This window comes from Micromonospora sp. WMMA2032 (assembly GCF_002688545.1).
GTDB lineage: Bacteria > Actinomycetota > Actinomycetes > Mycobacteriales > Micromonosporaceae > Micromonospora > Micromonospora sediminicola.
The window spans coordinates 5,150,363-5,171,281 of sequence record NZ_CP024052.1; the positions used below are offsets into that span (position 1 = coordinate 5,150,363).

General features: G+C 74.3%; 19 protein-coding genes and 1 pseudogene. 12 read left to right on the forward strand and 8 right to left on the reverse strand.

The features are described from left to right. Positions 1 to 24 precede the first annotated feature (24 nt). The 5 genes from CO540_RS23940 to CO540_RS23960 all read left to right on the forward strand — a co-directional run bounded on the left by CO540_RS23940 (position 25) and on the right by CO540_RS23960 (position 4,072). On the forward strand, positions 25 to 939 hold the full coding sequence (locus CO540_RS23940; RefSeq protein ID WP_099163719.1) for an ABC transporter ATP-binding protein: 915 nt from the start codon (positions 25 to 27) through the stop codon (positions 937 to 939). Continuing rightward, a complete protein-coding gene (locus CO540_RS23945; RefSeq protein WP_091570539.1) occupies positions 932 to 1,810 on the forward strand; it encodes an ABC transporter permease in 879 nt (292 codons plus the stop codon). The genes CO540_RS23940 and CO540_RS23945 overlap by 8 nt, the downstream gene beginning before the upstream one ends. Beyond that, the gene (locus CO540_RS23950; RefSeq protein WP_091570542.1) at positions 1,807 to 2,766 is read left to right on the forward strand and encodes an ABC transporter ATP-binding protein; all 960 of its coding nucleotides are present in this window, start codon (positions 1,807 to 1,809) and stop codon (positions 2,764 to 2,766) included. Before CO540_RS23945 ends, CO540_RS23950 begins: the two co-directional genes overlap by 4 nt. Further along, positions 2,766 to 3,476 carry an ABC transporter permease subunit gene (locus tag CO540_RS23955; protein ID WP_091570546.1) on the forward strand — a complete coding sequence of 237 codons (711 nt, stop codon included), beginning with the start codon at positions 2,766 to 2,768 and terminating at the stop codon, positions 3,474 to 3,476. Before CO540_RS23950 ends, CO540_RS23955 begins: the two co-directional genes overlap by 1 nt. A gap of 113 nt (positions 3,477 to 3,589) precedes the next feature. Continuing rightward, positions 3,590 to 4,072 carry a hypothetical protein gene (locus CO540_RS23960; protein ID WP_253866163.1) on the forward strand — a complete coding sequence of 161 codons (483 nt, stop codon included), beginning with the start codon at positions 3,590 to 3,592 and terminating at the stop codon, positions 4,070 to 4,072. Positions 4,073 to 4,192: 120 nt separating this feature from the next. Here CO540_RS23960 and valS read toward each other — a convergent pair whose 3' ends face one another. Next, positions 4,193 to 6,757, reverse strand: coding sequence for a valine--tRNA ligase (gene valS / locus CO540_RS23965; RefSeq protein WP_099163720.1), 2,565 nt, complete (start codon positions 6,755 to 6,757; stop codon positions 4,193 to 4,195). A 119-nt stretch (positions 6,758 to 6,876) separates the two neighbouring features. Here valS and CO540_RS23970 point away from each other — a divergent pair, with 119 nt between their 5' ends. Beyond that, positions 6,877 to 8,400, forward strand: coding sequence for a hypothetical protein (locus CO540_RS23970; RefSeq protein WP_099163721.1), 1,524 nt, complete (start codon positions 6,877 to 6,879; stop codon positions 8,398 to 8,400). On the opposite strand, the gene CO540_RS23975 is transcribed toward CO540_RS23970, so the two are convergent. The 4 genes from CO540_RS23975 to CO540_RS23990 are packed head-to-tail and all read right to left on the reverse strand — an operon-like array spanning position 8,397 to position 14,113. Beyond that, on the reverse strand, positions 8,397 to 10,307 hold the full coding sequence (locus tag CO540_RS23975; RefSeq protein WP_099163722.1) for an ABC transporter ATP-binding protein: 1,911 nt from the start codon (positions 10,305 to 10,307) through the stop codon (positions 8,397 to 8,399). The genes CO540_RS23970 and CO540_RS23975 overlap by 4 nt on opposite strands. Beyond that, positions 10,304 to 12,115: an ABC transporter ATP-binding protein gene (locus CO540_RS23980; RefSeq protein WP_099163723.1), complete on the reverse strand. Its 1,812-nt coding sequence runs from the start codon at positions 12,113 to 12,115 to the stop codon at positions 10,304 to 10,306. Before CO540_RS23980 ends, CO540_RS23975 begins: the two co-directional genes overlap by 4 nt. Before the next feature lie 37 nt (positions 12,116 to 12,152). Beyond that, a complete protein-coding gene (locus tag CO540_RS23985) occupies positions 12,153 to 12,665 on the reverse strand; it encodes a methylated-DNA--[protein]-cysteine S-methyltransferase (protein ID WP_091570569.1) in 513 nt (170 codons plus the stop codon). Further along, positions 12,662 to 14,113, reverse strand: a complete 1,452-nt coding sequence (locus CO540_RS23990; protein WP_099163724.1) for an AlkA N-terminal domain-containing protein — start codon at positions 14,111 to 14,113, stop codon at positions 12,662 to 12,664. The genes CO540_RS23985 and CO540_RS23990 overlap by 4 nt, the downstream gene beginning before the upstream one ends. 243 nt (positions 14,114 to 14,356) lie before the next feature. Here CO540_RS23990 and CO540_RS31070 point away from each other — a divergent pair, with 243 nt between their 5' ends. After that, on the forward strand, positions 14,357 to 14,809 hold the full coding sequence (locus CO540_RS31070) for a hypothetical protein (protein WP_245666138.1): 453 nt from the start codon (positions 14,357 to 14,359) through the stop codon (positions 14,807 to 14,809). A gap of 53 nt (positions 14,810 to 14,862) precedes the next feature. On the opposite strand, the pseudogene CO540_RS23995 reads toward CO540_RS31070, so the two are convergent. Next, positions 14,863 to 15,684, reverse strand: a pseudogene (locus tag CO540_RS23995) (EamA family transporter); the annotation flags it as partial. 93 nt (positions 15,685 to 15,777) lie between these two features. Here CO540_RS23995 and CO540_RS24000 point away from each other — a divergent pair. Genes CO540_RS24000 through ychF form a run of 3 tightly spaced genes read left to right on the forward strand, consistent with a single transcriptional unit; the run spans position 15,778 to position 18,211 of the window. Further along, positions 15,778 to 16,290, forward strand: a complete 513-nt coding sequence (locus CO540_RS24000) for a MarR family winged helix-turn-helix transcriptional regulator (protein ID WP_099163726.1) — start codon at positions 15,778 to 15,780, stop codon at positions 16,288 to 16,290. A gap of 30 nt (positions 16,291 to 16,320) precedes the next feature. Next, positions 16,321 to 17,067, forward strand: a complete 747-nt coding sequence (locus CO540_RS24005; RefSeq protein ID WP_099163727.1) for a peptidase E — start codon at positions 16,321 to 16,323, stop codon at positions 17,065 to 17,067. 58 nt (positions 17,068 to 17,125) lie between these two features. Next, positions 17,126 to 18,211: a redox-regulated ATPase YchF gene (ychF, locus tag CO540_RS24010; RefSeq protein WP_099163728.1), complete on the forward strand. Its 1,086-nt coding sequence runs from the start codon at positions 17,126 to 17,128 to the stop codon at positions 18,209 to 18,211. 13 nt (positions 18,212 to 18,224) lie between these two features. On the opposite strand, the gene CO540_RS24015 is transcribed toward ychF, so the two are convergent. Both CO540_RS24015 and CO540_RS24020 read right to left on the reverse strand, forming a co-directional pair. After that, a complete protein-coding gene (locus tag CO540_RS24015; protein WP_099163729.1) occupies positions 18,225 to 18,740 on the reverse strand; it encodes a hypothetical protein in 516 nt (171 codons plus the stop codon). A 98-nt stretch (positions 18,741 to 18,838) separates the two neighbouring features. Further along, a complete protein-coding gene (locus CO540_RS24020; RefSeq protein WP_253866165.1) occupies positions 18,839 to 19,570 on the reverse strand; it encodes an SDR family oxidoreductase in 732 nt (243 codons plus the stop codon). Between the two features lie 245 nt (positions 19,571 to 19,815). On the opposite strand from CO540_RS24020, the gene CO540_RS24025 reads away from it, so the two are divergent. Both CO540_RS24025 and CO540_RS24030 read left to right on the forward strand, forming a co-directional pair. After that, entirely contained in the window at positions 19,816 to 20,349 is a 534-nt protein-coding gene (locus CO540_RS24025) for an SRPBCC family protein (RefSeq protein WP_216642300.1), read from the forward strand. A gap of 166 nt (positions 20,350 to 20,515) precedes the next feature. Next, complete coding sequence (locus tag CO540_RS24030) at positions 20,516 to 20,842, forward strand: hypothetical protein (protein ID WP_099163731.1); 327 nt, start codon at positions 20,516 to 20,518, stop codon at positions 20,840 to 20,842. Positions 20,843 to 20,919 lie beyond the last annotated feature (77 nt).

The window sequence follows — 20,919 nt, forward strand, 5'->3', positions numbered from 1 at the left end:
CACGCACTTCCTAGGCTGGGCGGCGTGACACTGCTCGCGACCGAGTCGCTGACCAAGACGTACGGAGGCCGGGTCACCGCGTTGGCCGACCTCACCGTGTCGGTCGAGCCGGGGATCATCGGGCTGGTGGGCGCGAACGGCGCCGGCAAGTCCACCCTGATCAAGATCCTGCTGGGTCTGCTCCCACCGACCAGCGGCCGGGTGCAGGTGCTCGGCCTCGACCCCACCACCGATCCGGCCGCGGTCCGCGCCCGGGTCGGCTACATGCCCGAGCACGACGCGCTCCCGCCCGACCTCTCCGCCGCCGAGCTGGTCACCCACCTCGGCCGGATGAGCGGGCTGCCGCGCACGGTCGCCCGGGAACGGGCCTCCGAGGCGCTGCGCCACGTCGGCCTGCACGAGGAGCGGCACCGGGCCGTCGGCGGTTACTCCACCGGCATGAAACAGCGGGTCAAGCTCGCCCAGGCCCTGGTGCACGACCCCGACCTGCTGCTGCTCGACGAGCCCACCAACGGCCTCGACCCGGCCGGCCGGGACGCCATGCTCGCGCTGGTCCACCGGATCGGCACCGAGTTCGGCATCTCCGTGGTGGTCTGCTCGCACCTGCTCGGCGAGGTGGAGCGGATCTGCGACACGCTCGTCGCCATCGACGGCGGGCGGCTGCTGCGCGCCGACCGCGTCGCCGCCATGACCACCGCCACGGACGTGCTCGCCGTCGAGGTGAGCGAGGGTACGGAGGAACTGGCCGCCCGGCTCGCCGCGCTCGACCTGCCGGTGTCCCGCGACGGGCGGCTGCTGCTCGTCCCGCTCGCCGACGACGACACCTACGACCTGATCCTCGGCGCGGTCGCCGAGCTGGACCTGCCGCTGCACCGGCTGGACCAGCGGCGGCACCGGGTGGCCGAGCTCTTCGCCCCGAGGGAGCCCAGCCATGTCTGACGCGACCGGAGTCATCCACGACATCGGCTACCAGCGCTACACCGGGCCGCGGCTGGGCCGCCGGCAGGTGTTCGGCGCGCTCTACGGCCACGGCGTGCGGACCGTCTTCGGGCTGGGCCGCAGCGCCAAGGCGAAGATCTTCCCCTGGCTGGTGGTCGCCGTGGTCACCGTGGTGGCCGCCGGGTTGACCGCGGTACGCAGCCAGATCGGCGAGGTGGTGATGACGTACGCCCAGTTCGCCGACGCGATGAGCTGGCTGGTCATCTTCTTCGTCGCGGTGGCCGCCCCCGAGCTGGTCTCCCGTGACCTGCGCAGCGGCGTGCTGCCGCTCTACTTCTCCCGGCCGCTGCCGCGCGGCGACTACGCGCTGGCCAAGCTGCTGGCCCTGGGCACCGCGCTCTGGCTGCTGCTCGGCGGCCCGCAGCTGGTGATGTTCCTCGGCGCCGCGTTCACCACCTCGCGGGGCCTGCGCGGGGTCTGGGACGAGCTGCTCGACCTGCTGCCCGGCCTGCTCTACGCCGGGTTGTGGGCGGTGGTCTTCGCCTCGATCGGCCTGCTCGTCGCCTCGCTCACCGGCAAGCGCGCCTTCGCCGCCGGCGGCATCGTGGCGGTGTTCCTGATGACCGCGCCGGTGGTCGGCGTGCTGTCCATCATGCCCTCCCGGACGGTCAACGAACTGGCCTTCCTCGCCTCCCCGTCGACCCTGGTGGGGGGCGTCGGCAACTGGGCGCTGGGCGACCGGCTGACCCAGGGGCGCGGCGGCATGCCGATCGGCGACTTCGGGCCGGTCTACGCGGTCGTCGCCGTGCTGCTGGTCGCCGCCTGCGTCAGCCTGCTGCTCCTGCGATACCGGAAGGTGGCCGCCCGATGACGGCGCTGCGCACAGAACCGGCGGCCACCGTGCCCGCCGCCACGACCAGCACGCTCGACCTGGCCGGCGTGTCCCGCTGGTACGGCAACGTGGTGGCGGTCAACGACGTCACCATGCGGCTCGGCCCGGGCGTGACCGGTCTGCTCGGTCCCAACGGCGCCGGGAAGACCACGCTGCTGCACATGATGGCCGGCTTCCTCGCCCCGTCCCGGGGCACGGTGACCCTGGACGGCGAGCCGACCTGGCGCAACCCCGGCGTCTACCGGCGACTCGGGCTGGTCAGCGAGCGGGAGGCGGTGCACACGTTCCTCAGCGCGTACGAGTTCGTGCTGGCCAGCGCGAAGCTGCACCGGCTGCCCGACCCCGAGGCGGCCACCCGGCGCGCGATCGAGCTGGTCGAGATGGAGAGCGCGCAGGACCGGAAGATCGGCACCTACTCCAAGGGCATGCGGCAGCGCACCCGGGTCGCCGCCGCGCTGGTGCACGACCCGCAGGTGCTGCTGCTCGACGAGCCGTTCAACGGGATGGACCCCCGGCAGCGGCTGCACATGATGGCGCTGCTGCACCGGCTGGGCGACGACGGCCGGACCATCCTGTTCAGCTCGCACATCCTGGAGGAGGTCGAGCAGGTCTCCGGCACGGTCCAGGTGATGGTCGCCGGCCGGCTGGCCGCCTCCGGCGACTACCGGACCATCCGGCGGTTGATGACCAACCGGCCGCACGTCTTCGCGGTGCGGTCCACCGACGACCGGGCCCTGGCGGTGGCGCTGATGGCGGAGGCCTCGGTCTCCGGCGTCGAGCTGGGCCGCACCGGCCTGACCGTCAAGGCCGGCGACTACGGCGCGTTCACCCGGGCGCTGCCCCGCATCGCCCTCCGCCACGGCATCCGGGTCCGGCAGCTGCTGCCGGAGGACGAGTCGCTGGAGAGCGTCTTCTCGTATCTGGTGGAGGCCTGATGTCGACAGTCACCTGGATCACCGCTCGCGGTCTGTTCGGCCGGAGCCGGTTCCTCATGCTGCTGCCGTTACCGCTGATCCTGATCGGCCTGGCGGTGCTCTGCCGGGCGCTCGGCGTGGACCCGGGCCAGTGGGGGCCGCCGGTGCTGGTCGGCCTGGGCCTGGCCGTGGTGCTGCCGGTGGTCGCCCTGATCGTGGGCACCGGCGTGCTCGGCGCCGAGATCGACGACGGCACCGTGGTGCACATCCTCACCAAGCCGCTGCCCCGCTGGCAGATCGTGCTGCCCAAGCTCGTGGTCGCGGCCGGGGTCAGCGCGGTCACCGTCGGCGTCCCGATCTACGTCGCGGGCGTGCTGGCCGACTCGGTACGCCTCGGGCTGGCCCTGGTCGCCGCGTCCGCGGCGGGCGCGCTCGCGTACTCGGCGCTGTTCCTGGCGCTCAGCCTGGTGACCCGGCGGCCGGTGCTGCTCGGCCTGGTCTACGTGCTGATCTGGGAGGGGCTGCTCGGCCGGTTCGTCACCGGCACCCGGGTGCTCTCGATCCAGCAGTGGGTGATCGCGCTGGCCGACCGGATGGCGCCCACCCCGCTGCTCGGCACCACCGTCTCGGTGCCGGTCGCGGCGGTGCTCACCGCGCTGGTGGCGGTCGGATTCACCGTGCTGGCGATCGACCGGCTCCGCTCGTTCAGCGTCGCCGGCGAGACCAGCTGAGACCCGGGCGGGGCCCGGCTCCGACGCCTCTCGGCGGCGGAAAAGGGTCCCGTCCAGGTCCACCCGGTCTGTTAGGTTGCGGCGGCGACACCATCAGACACGGGGAGAAGACCTTGCGTTCAGTTCGACTCGCCCTGCTGGCTCCGGCCGCGGTGGCGATGATCGTCATGTCCGGCTGCACCGACGGCGACGACACCACGGCGGCGGAGCCGGCGGGTTCGTCCGCGTCCGCGCCGGCGACCCCCTCGGCGCCCTCGGCGTCACCCACCCCGGCGGGCCTCGACGCCGCCACCCGGACCACCTGCGCCGCCGCCGACAAGGACATCACGGCCGCCCTCAAGGAGGTCGCCTCGGCGGAGAAGATCGGCCCGCCGGCCGGGCACTCCGCGGTGAGCGCGCAATACTCCGCCGGCGCGGCGACGATGTACACGCACGCGTTCACCGGCAGCGACGAGGTCAACGCCGCGGTGAAGGACGTCGCGACCGAGATGTCGGACCTGGCGGACACCTGGGCCAAGGCGCCGAAGAAGGCGCCGAGCAAGGCGGACCTCACCGCCGCCCGGGACAAGCTGAAGACGGTCTGCGCGGCCGCCTAGACATCCACCGCCGCGACGGGGCGGCCGGCGCGAAGCCGGCCGCCCCGTCGCGTGCCCGCCCGGTGCCGGCCGTGCCGTCGGCGGCCGCGCCGGAGCACGGTCGCCCCGTCGCGGCCGTGCTCAGAACGCGCAGGCGACGACCAGTTCGGTGGTGCGGTCGGGCAGCAGGTCCAGCTTGGCGATCCGGCCGGCCGCGCGCAGGTCGTCGGCGACGGTCGTGAGCTGCTCCAACAGGGCCGCCGGTCCGAGCGCCTCGGCCAGCGGCACCTCCGCCCGCATCGACAGCTTCCGCTCCGACTTGGCCCGGCGGACCTGGCCCAGCGCGTCGGCGGCCAGCCGCAGCAGCTCCGGGTCGCCGGGCGCGGCCATCGCGCGGCCCACCTCGTACGTGGTCGGCCACGGCGCGCGGTGCACCGAGCCGTACCGCCACCAGGACCAGACCTCCTCGGTCACGAACGGCAGCACCGGCGCGAACAGGCGCAACTGCACCGACAGGGCGGTCGCCAGCGCCGCCCGGGCCGAGTCCGCCGCCGGCCCGGTGCCGTAGGCGCGCTCCTTCACCAGCTCGATGTAGTCGTCGCAGAACCGCCAGAAGAACGCCTCGGTGGCCATCAGCGCGGCGGTGTGGTCGTACCCGTCGAAGGCGGTGGTCGCGGTCGCGACCACGCCGGACAGTTCGGCGAGCATCGCGGTGTCCAACGGCTCGCTCACCGGGGCCCGCAACGCGTCGGCGGCGCCGAGGCCGAGCGCGAACCGGGACGCGTTGAGCACCTTGGTGGCCAGCCGACGGCCCACCTTGACCTGGGCCGGGTCGAAGGCGAGGTCCGTGCCCGGCTTGCCGTTGGCGGCCCAGTAGCGGACCGCGTCGGAACCGTGCTGCTCCAGCAGCGCCATCGGCGTGACCACGTTCCCCTTGGACTTCGACATCTTCTTCCGGTCCGGGTCGAGGATCCAGCCGGAGAGCACCGCCGTCCCCCAGGGCAGCGCACCCTGCTCCAGGTGGGCCCGGACCACGGTGGCGAACAACCAGGTCCGGATGATGTCGTGCCCCTGCGGGCGCAGGTCCATCGGGAAGACCCGGCCGAACAGGTCCGGATCGGTCTCCCACCCGCTGACGATCTGCGGGGTCAGCGACGAGGTGGCCCAGGTGTCCAGCACGTCCGGGTCGCCGACGAAGCCGCCGGGGCGACCGCGCTGCGCCTCCTCGTAGCCGGGCGGCGGCGCGCTGGTCGGATCGATCGGCAACATCGCCTCGTCCGGTGTGAGAGGGTGGGTCCAGTCCGGCTCGCCAGCGTCGTCGAGCCGGTACCACACCGGCACCGGCACGCCGAAGAACCGCTGCCGGCTGACCAGCCAGTCACCGGTGAGGCCTCCCACCCAGTGCTCGTAGCGGTGTCGCATGTGCTCCGGCACCCAGCGCAGCTCGCGTCCGCGGGCCAGCAGCTCCTCGCGCAGGTCGGCGTCCCGGCCGCCGTTGCGCAGATACCACTGCCGGGTCGAGACGATCTCCAGCGGCCGGTCGCCGCGCTCGTAGAACTTGACCGGGTGGGTGATCGGGCGCGGCTCGCCGACCAGGTCGCCGGCGTCCGCCAGCAGCTGCACGAGCGTCCGCCGGGCGCCGTTGACCGTCTGCCCGGCCAGCGCCGCGTAGGGCTGCGCCGGCACTCCGGCCGGCGGCTCCGGCAGCAGCCGCCCGTCCCGGCCGATCACCACCCGGGTGTCCAGCCGCAGCTCCCGCCACCAGGTCACGTCCGCCAGGTCACCGAACGTGCAGACCATCGCGATGCCCGTGCCCTTGGCCGGGTCCGCCAGCGGATGCGCGCGCACCGGCACCTCCACCCCGAACACGGGGGTACGCGCCGACGCGCCGACCAGGTCCGCGTACCGCTCGTCGTCGGGGTGGCAGACCAGCGCCACGCAGGCCGGCAGCAGCTCCGGGCGAGTGGTGTCGATCAGCACCTCGCGGCCGTCCGGGCCGGTGAACCGCAGCCGGTGGTACGCGCCCGGCCGCTCCCGGTCCTCCAGCTCCGCCTGGGCCACCGCGGTGCCGAACCCGACGTCCCAGAGCGTCGGCGCCTCGGCCTGGTAGGCCTCGCCCCGGGCCAGGTTGCGCAGGAACGCCCGCTGGCTGGCCGCCCGGGCCGCCGCGCCGATCGTGGTGTACGTCAGCGACCAGTCCACGGAGAGCCCGAGCCGCCGCCACAGCGCCTCGAAGACCTTCTCGTCCTCCACCGTGAGCAGCTCGCACAGCTCGATGAAGTTGCGCCGGGAGATCGCGGTCGGGTCCTTGCGGGCCGCGTCGTCCACCGGCGCGGCCGGCGGGCGCCAGTCCCTGTCGTACGGCAGCGCCGGGTCGGGGCGCACGCCGTAGACGTTCTGCACCCGGCGCTCGGTGGGCAGCCCGTTGTCGTCCCAGCCCATCGGGTAGAAGACCGTCCGCCCGCGCATCCGCTGGAACCGGGCCACCGTGTCGGTGTGCGTGTAGGAGAAGACGTGCCCCATGTGCAGCTCGCCCGACACGGTGGGCGGCGGGGTGTCGATGGAGTAGACGTCCGCCCGCTGCTTCGAGCGGTCGAACGCGTACGTGCCGTCGGACTGCCAGCGGCGCGCCCACGTCTCCTCGAGGCCGTCCAGGCTCGGACGGTCGGGGACGCCGGCGCGGGCCGTCCTCGTCGTGTCGGTCATCAGCCGATGGTAGGCAGCCGGGCCGGGTCGCTCCACGACATTCGGGTGGTCGGGGGACAGCGGACGGTGTCCCGGGTGTGACAGCATCTGCCCTCCACGGATGCGGGGGAGGCACCACGATGGACGGAAGCACGCGTACGCCACCGGCCGCCGCCACGGTGGCCGGCGCGGTGGCGGCGGTCGCGGTCGGGGCGTACTTCGGCACGCGCGGCCTCGCGGTCGCCCGCCAGGCCGGCTTTGCCGACCTGGTCCAGGGCTTCCCGACCGGTTCGTTGCAGCTGGACCGCACGCTCGTCGCGCTGGGCGCGGGCGCGCTGCTGGCCGTGGTCCTGGCCACCGTCGCCGTGGTCGACCGGCTGCCCGGCTGGCCGGTCGCGCTGGCCGGCCTGGCGCTTGACTACGTGGCCGGCGAGGTGGTCCTGCGGCAGGGCGCCGCCCTGGTGCCCCAGCAGCCACCCACCGCCGGGCAGGTGCTGGCCGTGCTGGTGGCCGCGACCGGGGCGGGGCTGGCGCTCGGCGGGGCGCTGTCGGCGGTGGCCCGCTCGGCGCCGGTGCGGCGTTGGCCGGTAGCCGCCGCGCTCGCCGCCGGTCTGGTGGTCGGTCCGGGCATGGAGGATCTGTTCCGCCTGGCGGCGGGCGACGGCGTCGCGAGCGGCGGCCGGGGCTGGTCGGTGCAGGTCGGGGTCAGCGTGCTGGCCGTCGTCGTCGCCGCGGTGCTTCACCACCGGGAGTCCGGCCGCCCCGCCCGCACGGCTACCGCCGGTCCCGCCGAACCCGCCGAACCCGGTGAGCCCGGCCGACGGCCCGCCGGACGGGCCCCGATCGGGGCCGTCGTGGCCACCGCCGTCGCGGCCGTGCTCACCCTGGCCGGGCTGGTGACACGCTGGTGGGTGGTCGACGTGTTCCGGCTCAGCCCGGACGGTCTGGTCGGTCCTCGCCGGGCGCAGTTCGTCGAGTCGGTGGCGTACTTCTCGCCGGTGGCCGTCGCGGTGGTCGCCGGGCTGGTCCTCCTCGGCTACGCGTGGCGCACCGGCCGGGCGACGGCCGCGCGGTGGGTGGTGCTCGGGTTCGCCACCGGGCCGCTGCTCCTGCTCGGGCTGCGGCTCGGCTTCGTCGCGGAACGGGCGCAGGCGTACCTGGTCCTGCTGGCCGGAGTGGCCGCGGTCGTGGCCGGCGCCACGCTGGCCCGGCTGCGACCGGGCCTGCTGCCCTGGGACGCGGTCGGCCTGCTCCTGGCCGCGCTGGCGGTGCCGTTCGCCGCCCCGACGGTCCAGGCTGAGCTGCCCGGCACCGGCACGCTCGTCGTGTCGTTGCCCTCGGCGCTCGGGCTCGGCCTGGCGCTCGGCTTCGGCCTGGTGCTCGTCGTCACCACCCCCGGGGCGGACGCCGACCGGGAGCCGGGTCGCACCGCGGGCGTCCTGGCGCTCGGCGCCGCTGCGATCGCGCTGTCCGCACTGGCGTTGGCGCCGACGGTGATCCGGGGCCTGGGACTCGGCCCCTCCGAGGGCGTCGCTCTGACCGTGCCGATGCTTGTCGCGGTGTCCGCCCTGGTCCTGGTGCTGCTCTTCGGCTTCGGTCGGGCGGTCGACCGGATCCGGCGCGACCTGCGGGCCGAGGCCACCACCGAGGGGCCGCGTCCCTAGAGCAGCGAGTCGCGCCACTGGCGGTGCAGCGCGGCGTACCGGCCGCCGGCGGCGGCGAGCCGGTCCGGCGCGCCGTCCTCCACGATCCGGCCGCCGTCGAGCACGAGCACCCGGTCGGCCGTCTCCACGGTGGAGAGCCGGTGGGCGATCACCAGCGCGGTGCGGTCGCGCAGGACGCTGTGCAACGCGCGCTGCACCAGGCGTTCCGTCGGCACGTCCAGCGACGAGGTGGCCTCGTCGAGGATCAGCACCCGGGGGTCGGCCAGGAACGCCCGCGCGAACGCGACGAGCTGCCGCTGCCCGGCGGAGAGCCGGCCACCCCGTCGGTGCACGTCGGTGGCGTAGCCGTCGGGCAGGGCGGCGATGAAGTCGTGCGCGCCGATGGCCCGGGCGGCGGCGACCACGGCGTCGTCGTCGGCGTCCGGCCGGCCGAACCTGATGTTCTCGGCGACGGAACCGCTGAACAGGTGGGTCTCCTGGGTGACCAGCACCACCGCCCGGCGCAGCTCGGCGTCGGCCAGGTCGCGCAGGTCCACCCCGTCCAGGCGGACCGCGCCGGCCGCCGGGTCGTGGAAGCGGGCCAGCAGTTTGGCCACCGTGGACTTGCCGGCGCCGGTCGGGCCGATCAGGGCGACGGTCTGCCCGGCCGGCACGGTCAGGTCCAGGTCGCCCAGGATCGGCGCCTCCGGCCGGTAGCCGAAGGAGACCGCCTCGAAGACCACGCCGCCGCGCGGCGGGCCGGCGGGCAGCGGCACCGGGCGCGCCGGTTCGGCCACCGCCGGCCGTTCGTCCAGCACGCCGGCCAGCTTCTCCAACGCGGCGGTCGCCGACTGGAGCGCGTTGTAGAACTGGCTCAGCTCCTCCATCGGCTCGAAGAACCGCCGCAGGTAGAGCAGGAACGCGGCGAGCACGCCGACCTCGGTCCGGCCGCCCAGCACCCGCCAGCCGCCGTACCCGAGCACCACCGCGGCGGTGAGGTTGCCGATCAGCCGGATGCCCGGCGAGTAGACCGCGATCAGCCGGAACGCGCGCAGGCTCGCCCGCCGGTAGTCGTCGTTGACGGCGGCGAAGATGCGCTGGTTGCGCGGCTCCCGGCGGAACGCCTGCACCGCCCGGATCCCGCGCAGCGACTCGACGAAGTGCACGATGACCAGCGCCACCGCCTCCCGGGTGCGCCGGTACGCCCCGGCTGAGGCGCGGGCGAACCAGCGGGACAGCCAGAACAGGAACGGGAAGGCGAGCAGGGTGACCGCGGCCAGCGGAAGGTCCAGCCAGAGCAGGATGCCCGCCACCGACAGCACCGACAGCACCGCCATGACCAGCTTGTCGATGCCGCCGTCGACCAGCTCGCCGATCGACTCCAGGTCGCTGGTCAGCCGGGACACCATCCGGCCGGAGGTGTAGCGCTCGTGGAAACCGACGTCGAGGCGGAGGAAGTGCGCGTACACCCGGCGGCGGAGGTCGAGCAGGACGGCCTGGCCGATCCGGGCGGCCAGGGCGAGGAACGCGCGCCGGGTCGCGTACTCGGTGACCGTGGCGACGACGAACGCGGCGGCCACCGCGACCAGCGGCCCGGCGTCGCCGGCCCGCAGCGGCCCGATGCCCCGGTCGATGCCGAGCATGACCAGGTACGGGCCGGCCATCGCGGCCGCGTTCTGCGCCAGCAGCAGCGACACGGCCAGCCCGAGCCGGCGCCGGTGCGGGCGGAGCAGGTGACGCAGCAGGAGCCGGCTGCGGGCGCGGAGACGGGTCACCGCCGCCGGGGACGAGTCCTCGGCCCGGCTGCGGTCGGCGTCCGGGTCGGTGGCCCGGCCCCGCCACCGCGACAGGTCGGCGTCCGGATCGACGCGGACGCCGTTCGTCGTGCCGCCCCGGGGCCGGGGGACCCGCGGGACGCGGCCGGTCACGACCGCACCAGGCCGACGCCGGGTCGTCGATCCGGCTCCGCGGAGAGCACCGCCCGGTAGGCCGGCACCCGGGCCAGCAGCTCGGAGTGGGTGCCGACGGCGACGATCCGGCCGGCCTCCAGCAGCGCCACCCGGTCGGCCAACGCCACCGTGGACGGCCGGTGCACCACCAGCAACGCCGTGGTGTCCCGCAGCACCCGACGCAGTGCCGCCTCGACCAGCGCCTCGGTGTGCACGTCGAGCGCGGACAGCGGGTCGTCGAGGACCAGCAGGGCGGGCCGGCCGAGCACCGCCCGGGCGAGCGCCAGCCGTTGCCGCTGCCCGCCGGAGAGCGACAGGCCCTGCTCGCCGACCCGGGTGGCCAGCCCCCACGGCAGCTCGTACGCGAACTCCGCCTGGGCCAGCGCCAGCGCGGCCCGAACCTCCTCCTCACCGGCGTCGGGCCGGCCCAGTGTCAGGTTCTCCCAGACCGACATGGAGAACAGGGTCGGCTCCTCGAAGGCCACCCCGACCAGCCGGCGCAGCGCGCCGAGTCGCAGGTCGCGCAGGTCGTGCCCGTCGAGGGTGATCCGGCCGTCGGTCACCTCGTGCAGGCGGGGGACCAGCGACAGCAGGGTGCTCTTGCCGCAGCCGGTCGCGCCGACCAGCGCGAGCGTCTCGCCCGGCTCGACGGTCAGGTCCAGCTCGTGCAGCACCGGCCCGGACGCGCCCGGGTAGCGGAAGCCCACCCGTTCGAAGCGGAGCCGGCCGCGCACCTCGGCCCGGTCCAGCGCCCGGGCGTGCGGCCGGTCCACGATGGTCGGCGGGGTGTCGAGGACCTCCTGGATCCGGTCGGCGGCGGTGGCGGCCTCCTGCCCGTTGGCGATGATCCAGCCCAGCGACTGCACCGGCCAGATCAGCATGAGCTGGAGGCTGACGAAGGCGACCAGCTCACCGATGGTGAGCGCGCCGTCGGCGACGGCGGCGGCGCCGGCCACCAGGACCGCGCCCAGCGTCAGGTTGGGCACCAGGTCGAACAACGCGGAGGTGCGGGCCAGCAGGCGGGCCTTGCCGACGCCGGTGTCGTGCAGTCGGCGGGCGCCGACGGCGAAGCGCGCGGCCAGCTCCGGCCCCCGCCCGTACGCCCGCATGGTGCGCAGCCCCTGCGCGGTCTCCTCGACCAGGGTGGCGACGTCGCCCTGCTGGTCCTGCATCCGCCGGGACGCGGCGTGGTAGTGCCGGGCGAACCGGCGGCTGATCAGGAACAACGGGACGGCGCTGGCCGCGACGAGCAGCCCCAGCCAGGGGTGCAGCCGGATCAGCAGCACCACCACGGCGGCGTAGGTGATCAGGTTGAGCACCAGGAAGAGCAGGCCGAAGGAGAGGAACCGGCGGATCACCGAGAGGTCGCTGGTGATCCGGGAGAGCAGCTGGCCGGACTGCCAGCGGTCGTGGAAGCTGGTCGGCAGCCGTTGCAGGTGCGCGTAGATGTCGGCCCGGATGGCCGCCTCCATGCCCACCGAGGAGGACGACTGGGTCCACCGCCGGATGAAGATCAGCACCGCTTCGGCGAGCCCGAGCAGCAACGCGAGGCCGCCCAGGCGGAGCAGCCCGGCCTCGTCGTGCCGGGCCACCGGCCCGTCGACCACGCGCTGCACCACCAGCGGGACGGCCAGGCTCGCCGCCGTCGCGGCCAACGCCGCGACCAGCAGCCAGGCGAACTCCGGCGCATATGGGCGCAGGTAGGGCCGCAGCCGCCAGAGGTTGCGCAGCGGCTGGGACCGGGCGTCGGGATGCGCCGCGGGGCTGCCGTCGCTGGGCGCGGGCACTACCCGACGGTAGCGGCCGGGGGCGACGGTTCGGCTGTCAGCTAGCCGTCACCCGTCCCTCATGCCCGAGAAGCCACTTCTTCACGTCGAGCCCCCACCGGTAGCCGCCGAGCGTGCCGTCGGTGCGCAACACCCGGTGGCAGGGCACGAAGAGCGCGGCGGCGTTGCGCGCGCAGGCCGCCGCGGCGGCCCGGACGGCGGCCGGTCGCCCGGCCAGCGCGGCGAAGCCGGTGTAGGTCACCGGGTCGCCCGGTTTCACGTCGCGCAGCACGCGCCAGGCGTGCGTCAGGAAGAGGCCGTCGGTGTGCTGCTCCACCGGGATCGCGTCGATCGCGGTGAGGTCACCGTCGAGGTAGGCGCGCACGGCGGCGGTCACCGGGCCGAGGTCTCCCCGCTCCCGCAGGTCACCGCGCAGGCTCGGATGCGTCAACGGCACCAGGGCCGCCGGGTCGGCGGTGAAGCCGGCCGCGCGTACCGACCCGTCGGGGCCGGCGAGCACGCTCAGCGGGCCGGCGGGGGTGTCGATGACGGTGCTGTCCACAGTGCTCATGCCGCTCTCCAGAGTCGGATCGTCGCGTACGACCGCCAGGGGCGCCAGCGGTCGGCGTAGGCGTGCAGGGTCTTCGGGTCGTCGGGCAGGCCGAGCGCGGCCGCGCCCCGGCGGACGCCGAGGTCGGTGGCGAGCACGACGTCGGGGTCGCCGAGCGCCCGCATGGCCAGGTAGCCGGCCGTCCACGGCCCGACACCGGGCACCGCGGCAAGCTGCCGCGACGCCTCCTCGCGGTCGCCTCCGGGCTCCAGGTCCAGCTCGCCGTCGGCGACGGCCCGGGCCAGCGCCCGGATCGTCTCCCGTCGGGCCCCGGGCATCCGGAACGCCGTGTCCGGCGCGGCCAGCACCTCGGCCGGGGTCGGAAAGGCCCGCAGGCCGTCCGTCGGTTCCTCGGCCACGGCCGGGACGGCGGGCGGGACGGCGGCGAGGAGGCGGGTGAGGGTGGTGCGGGCGGACCGGAGCGAGACCTGCTGGGTGGTGACGGCGCGCACGGCCAGCTCGAAGCCGTCGACCGCGTGCGGGAGCCGGACGCCGGGCTCGGCGGCGACCGCCGGGGCCAGGGCCGGGTCCTCGGCCAGGGTGGCGTCCACCGCGACCGGGTCCGCGTCCAGGTCGAGCAGGCGTCGGCAGCGGGCCACCGCGGGCGCCAGGTCCCGCATGTCGGCCAGCCGCAGCGTGGCGGCCACGTGGCCGTCGGCCGGGGCCAGCGTCACAGTGGCGGAGCCGTGCGGCAGCCGCAGCGCGCGGTGGTAGGCGCCGTCCCGGACCTCCTCGACGCCGGGCAGCGCGCGCAGCGCGAGGAAGTCGAGCAGCGCGCCGGCGTGCAGGGGTGGCCGGTGGGCCAGCCGCAGCGTGACGGTGCCCGCCCCGCCGGCCGCCCGCCGGCCGCTCCGGCCGGCCCGCAGCTCGGACGGGGTGACGCCGTACACCTCGCGGACCGTGTCGTTGAACTGCCGGACGCTGCCGAACCCGGCGGCGAACGCCACCTCGGCGAGGCCGAGGCCGGTGGTCTCGACGAGGATCCGCGCGGTCTGCGCGCGTTGCGCCCGGGCCAGCGCCAGCGGACCGGCACCCAGCTCGGCCCGGAGCATCCGGTGCAGGTGCCGCTCGGTGTAGCCCAGACGGGTGGCCAGCCCGGGCACCCCGTCGCGGTCGACCACGCCGTCGGCGATCAGCCGCATCGCCCGGCCGACCACGTCGGCCCGGACGTCCCACTGGGGGGAACCGGGGGCCGCGTCGGGCCGGCACCGGCGGCAGGCCCGCAGGCCGGCGCCCTGTGCCGCGGCGGCGGACGGGAAGAACCGGACGTTCTGCCGCTTCGGGGTCATCGCCGGGCAGGACGGCCGGCAGTAGATCCCGGTCGAGGTCACACCGGTGTAGAACCAGCCGTCGAACCGCGGGTCGCGGCTGTCGACGGCCCGGTAGCACCGCTCGAAGTCCAACTCCATGCCACTGATCCTGCCTCGCAGGTCCGACGCCCGGCTGGCGGGTTTCGGACGTGAGTGCCGGCGGTCGCGCCAGCTCGGCGAGGTGGCGGGGTCCCCGCTTCCCGGATGCCGCCACCCCGGCGGGGTGGCGTGGATCTTGCCGATCGACGCGAGAAACTGTCGTAAGTGGTCGGTACGGTCCTCGCCACCAACTCAAGAAAAGGTGCGGGGCATGGCGAGCGTGGCCGGGCGGGGTGTCCGCTGATGCGATCGGGGCGAGCACGGCTGGACGCCGCGGTGGTGCAGGGCTTCTACGACCGGATGCGGGCGGTGGCGCCGGCCGCCTACGGCGCGATCGAACGGGACCGCGCCGACGACCCGGGGCGGCCGTTCGCCGACACCGCCTGCGGTCGGCTGGCCGGCTCGCTCGACCCGGCCGGGCTGCGCGCGCTCGGCATGTGGGCGCACCACTGGTGCATGCGCTTCTACGACGACGACACCCGGGTCGGCCTGCGTCTGGTCCGGGAGATCGCGGCCCGGCCGGGCCTGGGCTGGTCCGCCGACGAGGTGCGCTGGCTGCTCGACCGGTCGCACGCGGCCGGGCCCGCCGCCGCGCACCGTTTCACGCTGCCGTTCGCCGCGGCGGCGGAGCTGCCGCCGGGCGCCCTGCCCGAGGGGGTGGCGACCGACGACTGGCGCCGGTTGCTGGCCGGCTGACGGTGCCGCCGTCCGGCGCCGGCGCGCCCCGGGAGCTGACCGAGCACCATGGCGGCGACCGCCACCGCGAACCCGGCGAGCTGGGCCGGGCCGAGTGTCTCCCCGAGCACCAGCCAGCCGAGCGTCGCGGCGGTCAGCGGGCTCAGCGCGCCGAGCACCGACACCCGGGTGGCCGGCAAGCGCGCGGCTCCCCGGAACCACAACGTGTAGGCCAGCGCGGTGCCGACCAGTCCGAGCCAGGCGTACCCGAGCAGGGCCGGGCCGTCCGGCGCGGGCGGCGCGCCTTCCGCGACGGCGGCGACCGGCAGGATCAGCAGGCCGCCGGCGACGAGCTGCCAGCTGGTCACCGCGAGCGTGCCCACCCCGGACGGCCGGCCCCAGCGGCGGGTGAGCACCAGCCCCGCCGCCATGGCGGCGGTGCCGGCCAGGCCGGCGGCGAGGCCGAGCGGGTCGAGGCCGGCGTCCGGCCGGAGCACCACGAGTCCCACGCCGGCCGGGGCGGCGACCGCCGCGAGCAGCGCCGGTCGGCCGGGCCGGTCCCGGAGCAGGGCGACGGTGAGCGCGACGACCAGCAGCGGTTGCACGGCCCCGAGCACGGCCGCGGTGCCGCCGGGCAGCCGGTACGCGGCCACGAAGAGCAGCGGGAAGAACGCCCCGATGTTGAGCGCGCCGAGCAGGGCTGCCCGGCCCCACCACACGCCGTGCGGCCGTCGGCGGGTGAGCGCCAGCAGGAGCAGGCCGGCCGGCAGGGCGCGGACGGCGCCGGACCACAGCGGCCGGTCGGCGGGCAGCAGCTCGGCGGTGACCAGGTAGGTGGTGCCCCAGGTGATCGGCGCCAGGGCGGTGAGCGCGACGTCGCTGCGCCGGTGGGTCATGGAAACTCCTTACCTCGCCACTAATTTGCTTAGCCATAAGATAGTTAGGGTCGAGTAAAAGGGGAAGTGCGAGGTGCGGCACAATCGGCAACCGTGGCAACGGACGAGGTGGACCTGATCGTCGAGCAGTGGCGCCGGGAACGCGCCGGCATGCGCCCCGAGCCGATGGCCGTCTTCGGTCGCATCTACCGGCTCGCCCGGCTGGTCGGCGACCGCCAGGAGAAGGTGTACGCCGGCTGGGGCATCGGCCGCGGCGAGTTCGACGTGCTCGCCGCGCTGCGCCGCTCCGGACCGCCCTACACCCTGGCGCCGAAGGCGCTCGCCGGCTCGCTGATGCTGACCTCCGGCGGGATGACCGGCCGGCTCGACCGGCTGGAACGGGCCGGGCTGGTCCGACGCGCGCCCGACCCGGCGGACCGGCGGGCCCTGCGGGTCAGCCTCACCGAAACCGGCCGCCGGGTGGTCGAGGAGGCGGCCGAGGCCGGGCTGGAGGTGCAGCGGCGGATCCTCGACACGCTGCCCCCCGCCGACCGGGAGCGGCTGGCCGACCTGTTGCGTGCCCTGCTGGCCGGGGCCCAGGCGGAGCCGCCGGATCAGGCAGGATGATCTCGGACGCCAACGACCGGAAGGACGGGCATGCCTGCCACCGAACCGACCATCGTCGCCACCAGCATGGGTTTCTTCAGCCGTCGCCGCGGGCCGTGGGACGCCCGGCCGAGCCAGCTCTTCCCGCTGATGGCCGAGCTGGCCGGGGCCGGTGACGCCCCCCGGATCTGCTACCTGGGTCAGGCCGTCGGCGACCAGCCGACCGGTTACACGGTGTTCTACGGCGCGTTCGCCAACACCCCGTTCCGCCCGTCCCACCTGGCGCTCTACCCGATGCCGAACGTCGAGGACATCCGCGCCCACCTGCTCGCGCAGGACGTCGTCTGGGTGGGGGGCGGAAGCGTCGCCAACCTGTGCGCCGTGTGGCGGGTGCACGGCCTGCCGGAGATCCTGCACGAGTGCTGGCAGGCCGGTGTGGTGCTGGCCGGGGTCTCCGCCGGCTCGATCTGCTGGCACGTGGGCGGCGCCACCGACAGCTACGGACCGACCCTGCGGGCCTTCACCGAAGGGCTGGGCTGGCTCCCGTACGGCAACGGCGTGCACTACGACAGCGAGGAGCAGCGCCGGCCGCTGATGCACCGACTGGTCGCCGACGGCACGCTGCCGACCAGCCACTGCACCGACGACGGTGTCGGGCTGATCTACCGGGGCACCCGGCTGGCCGAGGCGGTGGCCGACCGTGAGGGCGTGGCGGCGTACGAGGTGAGCCGCGCCGAGGACGGCACCGCTCGGGAGACCCGGATCGAGCCGCGCCTGCTGCCCGCCGTACCGGTCTGAGCGGGCCGGCGGACCTGCCTGCCGGTCGCCGGCCGCGAGGCGCGTAAGCTGGTTCGTCGTGAGTCTCACCATCGGCATCGTCGGCCTGCCCAACGTGGGCAAGAGCACCCTGTTCAACGCGCTGACCAAGAACGACGTGCTCGCCGCGAACTACCCGTTCGCCACGATCGAGCCGAACGTCGGCGTGGTCGGGCTGCCCGACGAGCGGCTGGCCAAGCTGGCCGAGATCTTCTCCTCGCAGAAGGTGCTGCCGGCGCCGGTCTCGTTCGTCGACATTGCCGGCCTGGTGCGGGGCGCCTCGAAGGGGCAGGGCCGGGGCAACGCGTTCCTGGCCAACATCCGCGACGCCTCGGCGATCTGCCAGGTGGTGCGCGCCTTCTCCGACCCGAACGTGGTGCACGTCGACGGCAAGGTCTCCCCGGCCGACGACATCGAGACGATCAACACCGAGCTGATCCTGGCCGACCTCCAGACGCTGGAGAAGGCGCTGCCCCGGCTGGAGAAGGAGGCCAAGCTCCGCAAGGACCGGGCCGCCGCCGTCGAGGCCGCCAAGAAGGCCGCCGAGGTCCTCGACAACGGCGTCACGCTGTACGCCGGCGCCGCCGCCGCGAAGGTCGAGCTGGAGCACCTGCGTGAGCTGCACCTGCTCACCACCAAGCCGTTCCTCTACGTCTTCAACGTCGACGAGGCGGAGCTGGGCAACGCCGAGTTCCTCGACGAGCTGCGCGGGCTGGTCGCCCCGGCCGAGGCGGTCTTCATGGACGCCAAGATCGAGTCCGAGCTGGTGGACCTGCCCGAGGAGGAGGCCCGCGAGCTGCTGGAGTCGATCGGGCAGTCCGAGCCGGGCCTGAACCAGCTGGTCCGGGTGGGCTTCCGGACGCTCGGGCTCCAGACGTACCTGACCGCCGGCCCCAAGGAGGCGCGGGCCTGGACCGTCCCGGTCGGCGCGACCGCGCCGGAGGCCGCCGGGGTGATCCACAGCGACTTCCAGCGCGGCTTCATCAAGGCCGAGGTGGTCTCCTACGACGACCTGGTCGCGGCCGGATCGATGGCGGCGGCGAAGGCCGCCGGCAAGGTCCGGATCGAGGGCAAGGAGTACGTCATGCAGGACGGCGACGTGGTGGAGTTCCGCTTCAACGTGTAGCGGGTGGCGACGCTCAGCCCCTGATCGCACCCCGGGCGCGCCGGTCCTTCCGGAGCGGCGGAAGGAGCGCCAGGTCCGCGCGCATCGCGTTGATGCAAGCGTCGTACTCGGACCGGGTGTCATAGTCATACGGCGGATGGCCCTGATCGAATTCCGTGTCGCTGTCAGCCACGGGCACCTTCCATGCCTGCTGCCGATAAGGCCCCGACTGTGAACGCGTCTTGGCGACCAGCGCATCGTAAGCCTCAGCCACGGCCGGACAATGCAGGCGAAGAAGGCCGCTGAAGTAGAACATGTTCTGGACGCGATCCTGCGTCAACCGGTTGAGTTCTGACCTGGTGTCCGGGTCGCTGCGGGTTCGCCAGTGCACAAGGAACGGCAGATTGCGGTATTTGTGGACCGCGTCGAGGGCCTCCGCGTAGAGCTTCGCCCTCCGGTCGATGCGCTGCCCCCGCTGGGTCACCCAGTAGCCGATGGACGCCGCGAGGGCCGCGATCGTTGCGGCCAACACGGTCTGGTAACCGGACACCGCGCATGCTCCTTCATTCCCGACCGAGGCGGGGACGCGCCCTGCGTGCCATCGAAGCAGAAAGATCTGAAGCTGAACAGGTGGAAGCGTGGCGCTGCTCAGGCGAGGCCGCCGTCGCTGCGCAGGAGTTGGCCGTTGACCCAGCCGCCGTCGGGGGAGCACAGGAACGCGACGAGGTTCGCACAGTCCTCGGGGCGTCCGAGGCGACGCAGCGGCGTGGCTTGGAGGACGGCATCCTTGATCTCTGCGGTCATCCAGCCGGTGTCGGTCGGGCCCGGATCGATGGCATTGGCGGTCACGCCGAGGTGGGCCAGTTCCTGTGCGGCGGCCAGGGTGATCCGGTCGAGAGCGCCTTTGCTGGCCCCGTAGGGAAGGTTGCCGACGGTGGCGTCACTGGTCAGGCTGACGATGCGTCCCGTGCCGTGCGGCCCCGGGAACCGGCGGGCATACTCGCGGATCAGTAGCCAGCTCGCCCGGGTGTTGACCGCGAAGTGACGGTCGAAGCTCTCGACGCTGGTGTCGAGCAGGCCCGAGTTGACGCTCTCGCAGTGCGCGAGGACGAGCGCGCTGACCGGGCCCAGCTCTCGCTCCACCGCCTCGAAGACGCGCCCCGCGGCGTGCGGATCGGTGAGGTCGGCCTCGACCGCGGCGGTTCTCGCCCCGTGCCGGGCGGCTCGGCTGCCGAGCTGCGTCCTGGCCCCGGGATCGGCTCCCCAGGTCATCCGCTCGTCGTACGGGGTCCAGGAGGTGAAGCCGACGTCCCAGCCGGTCTGCGCCAGTTTCAGCACCACCGACGCGGCGATGCCGGCGTTGCGGCCGGCGCCGGTCACCAGGGCGACGGGTCGATGTTGGTCCGTGCCGTCCGTCAAGGCCATCCGTGGTCGCACCCCCTCGACGCACCATCCTCGCCCCCCGCCCGACCGCCGTCACCGGAATTACCCGGCCACCGCGGCCGATCCGCCGATCCGCCGCCGCGCCGACCGTCGACCGTCGCAGGACACCCGGCCGCCGGCGATGTCGTGCAGCGCGCTCGTCCTGCCGCCTCCCCGCACGACCGGGGGCCTACGGTGGCGGTGTGCCGCGCATCGAGCTGACCACGGACGTCCACGCAGCCCCGGAAACCGTCTTCGACGCCTGCCTCGACGTCGCCAGGCACACCGAGTCCATGGGGACCAGCGGCGAACGGGCGGTCGGCGGCGTGACGACCGGCCGGTTGGGGGCCGGCGATGTCGTCACGTGGGAAGCCCGGCACTTCGGCCTCCCCTGGCGGATGACCGTTCGGATCACCGACCACCGGCGGCCGCACGGCTTCACCGACGAGCAGATCAGCGGCCCGTTCGGTCGGTGGCACCACGAGCACCACTTCACGCCGAACCCGGCCGACTCCTCGTCGACCGTCATGCGGGACATCATCGACTTCACCGCGCCGATGGGACCCGTTGGCCGGCTCGTGGCCAGCTGCATTCTGCGGCCGTACCTGCGACGCCTCGTCGCGCGCCGGAACGCCTACCTCGCGGCCACCCTGGCAAGGCTTCCTCGCCCGGCCGATGAGGTGGACACGGAAGCGCCCGGTGACGGCGGGGCACAGACGGGGCACGAAACAGTGTGAGATCTCGTCGACCAGCGGTCGGCGACGGCAGGTGTCGAGTGGCGTTTCCGCTGATGGATCGATCGTCTCGCTGAGCTCCGCCGCGCGGGTTGAACCCGGCGGGGCGAACCGCCGCGACGGGCAGGATGCCGAGGTGCGAACCGGGCGACAACGGGTATGCCGGACGATGCGGATCGACATAGACGAGCCGAAGGCCGCCGAGCAGTTCTGGGAGGGCATGCGGGAGGTGGCTGCCAGTGCCGCCCGACACCAGGACCGTGATCTCTACCGGTCTCTCGTCAAGATCGGTCGGGCGGCGCTGGCCCAGGGCGCGGAACTCGTCCCGTCCTGCGGCCTGTTCCTTCCGTGTCCGGTCTGCGACTCCGTGCCCGGCGAACGGTGCATCAACGTGCCCGGCCAGCCGCTGCACAATGCCACCCTCCACCCCCAGCGCGTCCAGCTGGCGGAGCGGGCGCTGCGGGGAGAGGTGCCGCTGCCCTCGCCCCTCGTCTGACCGGGCGGCCGCACTCGCGCTGACCGCCTGCCGCGTCGGCCTTTGGACGGGTCCACAGTGTAGAGACTCGGCCCGTC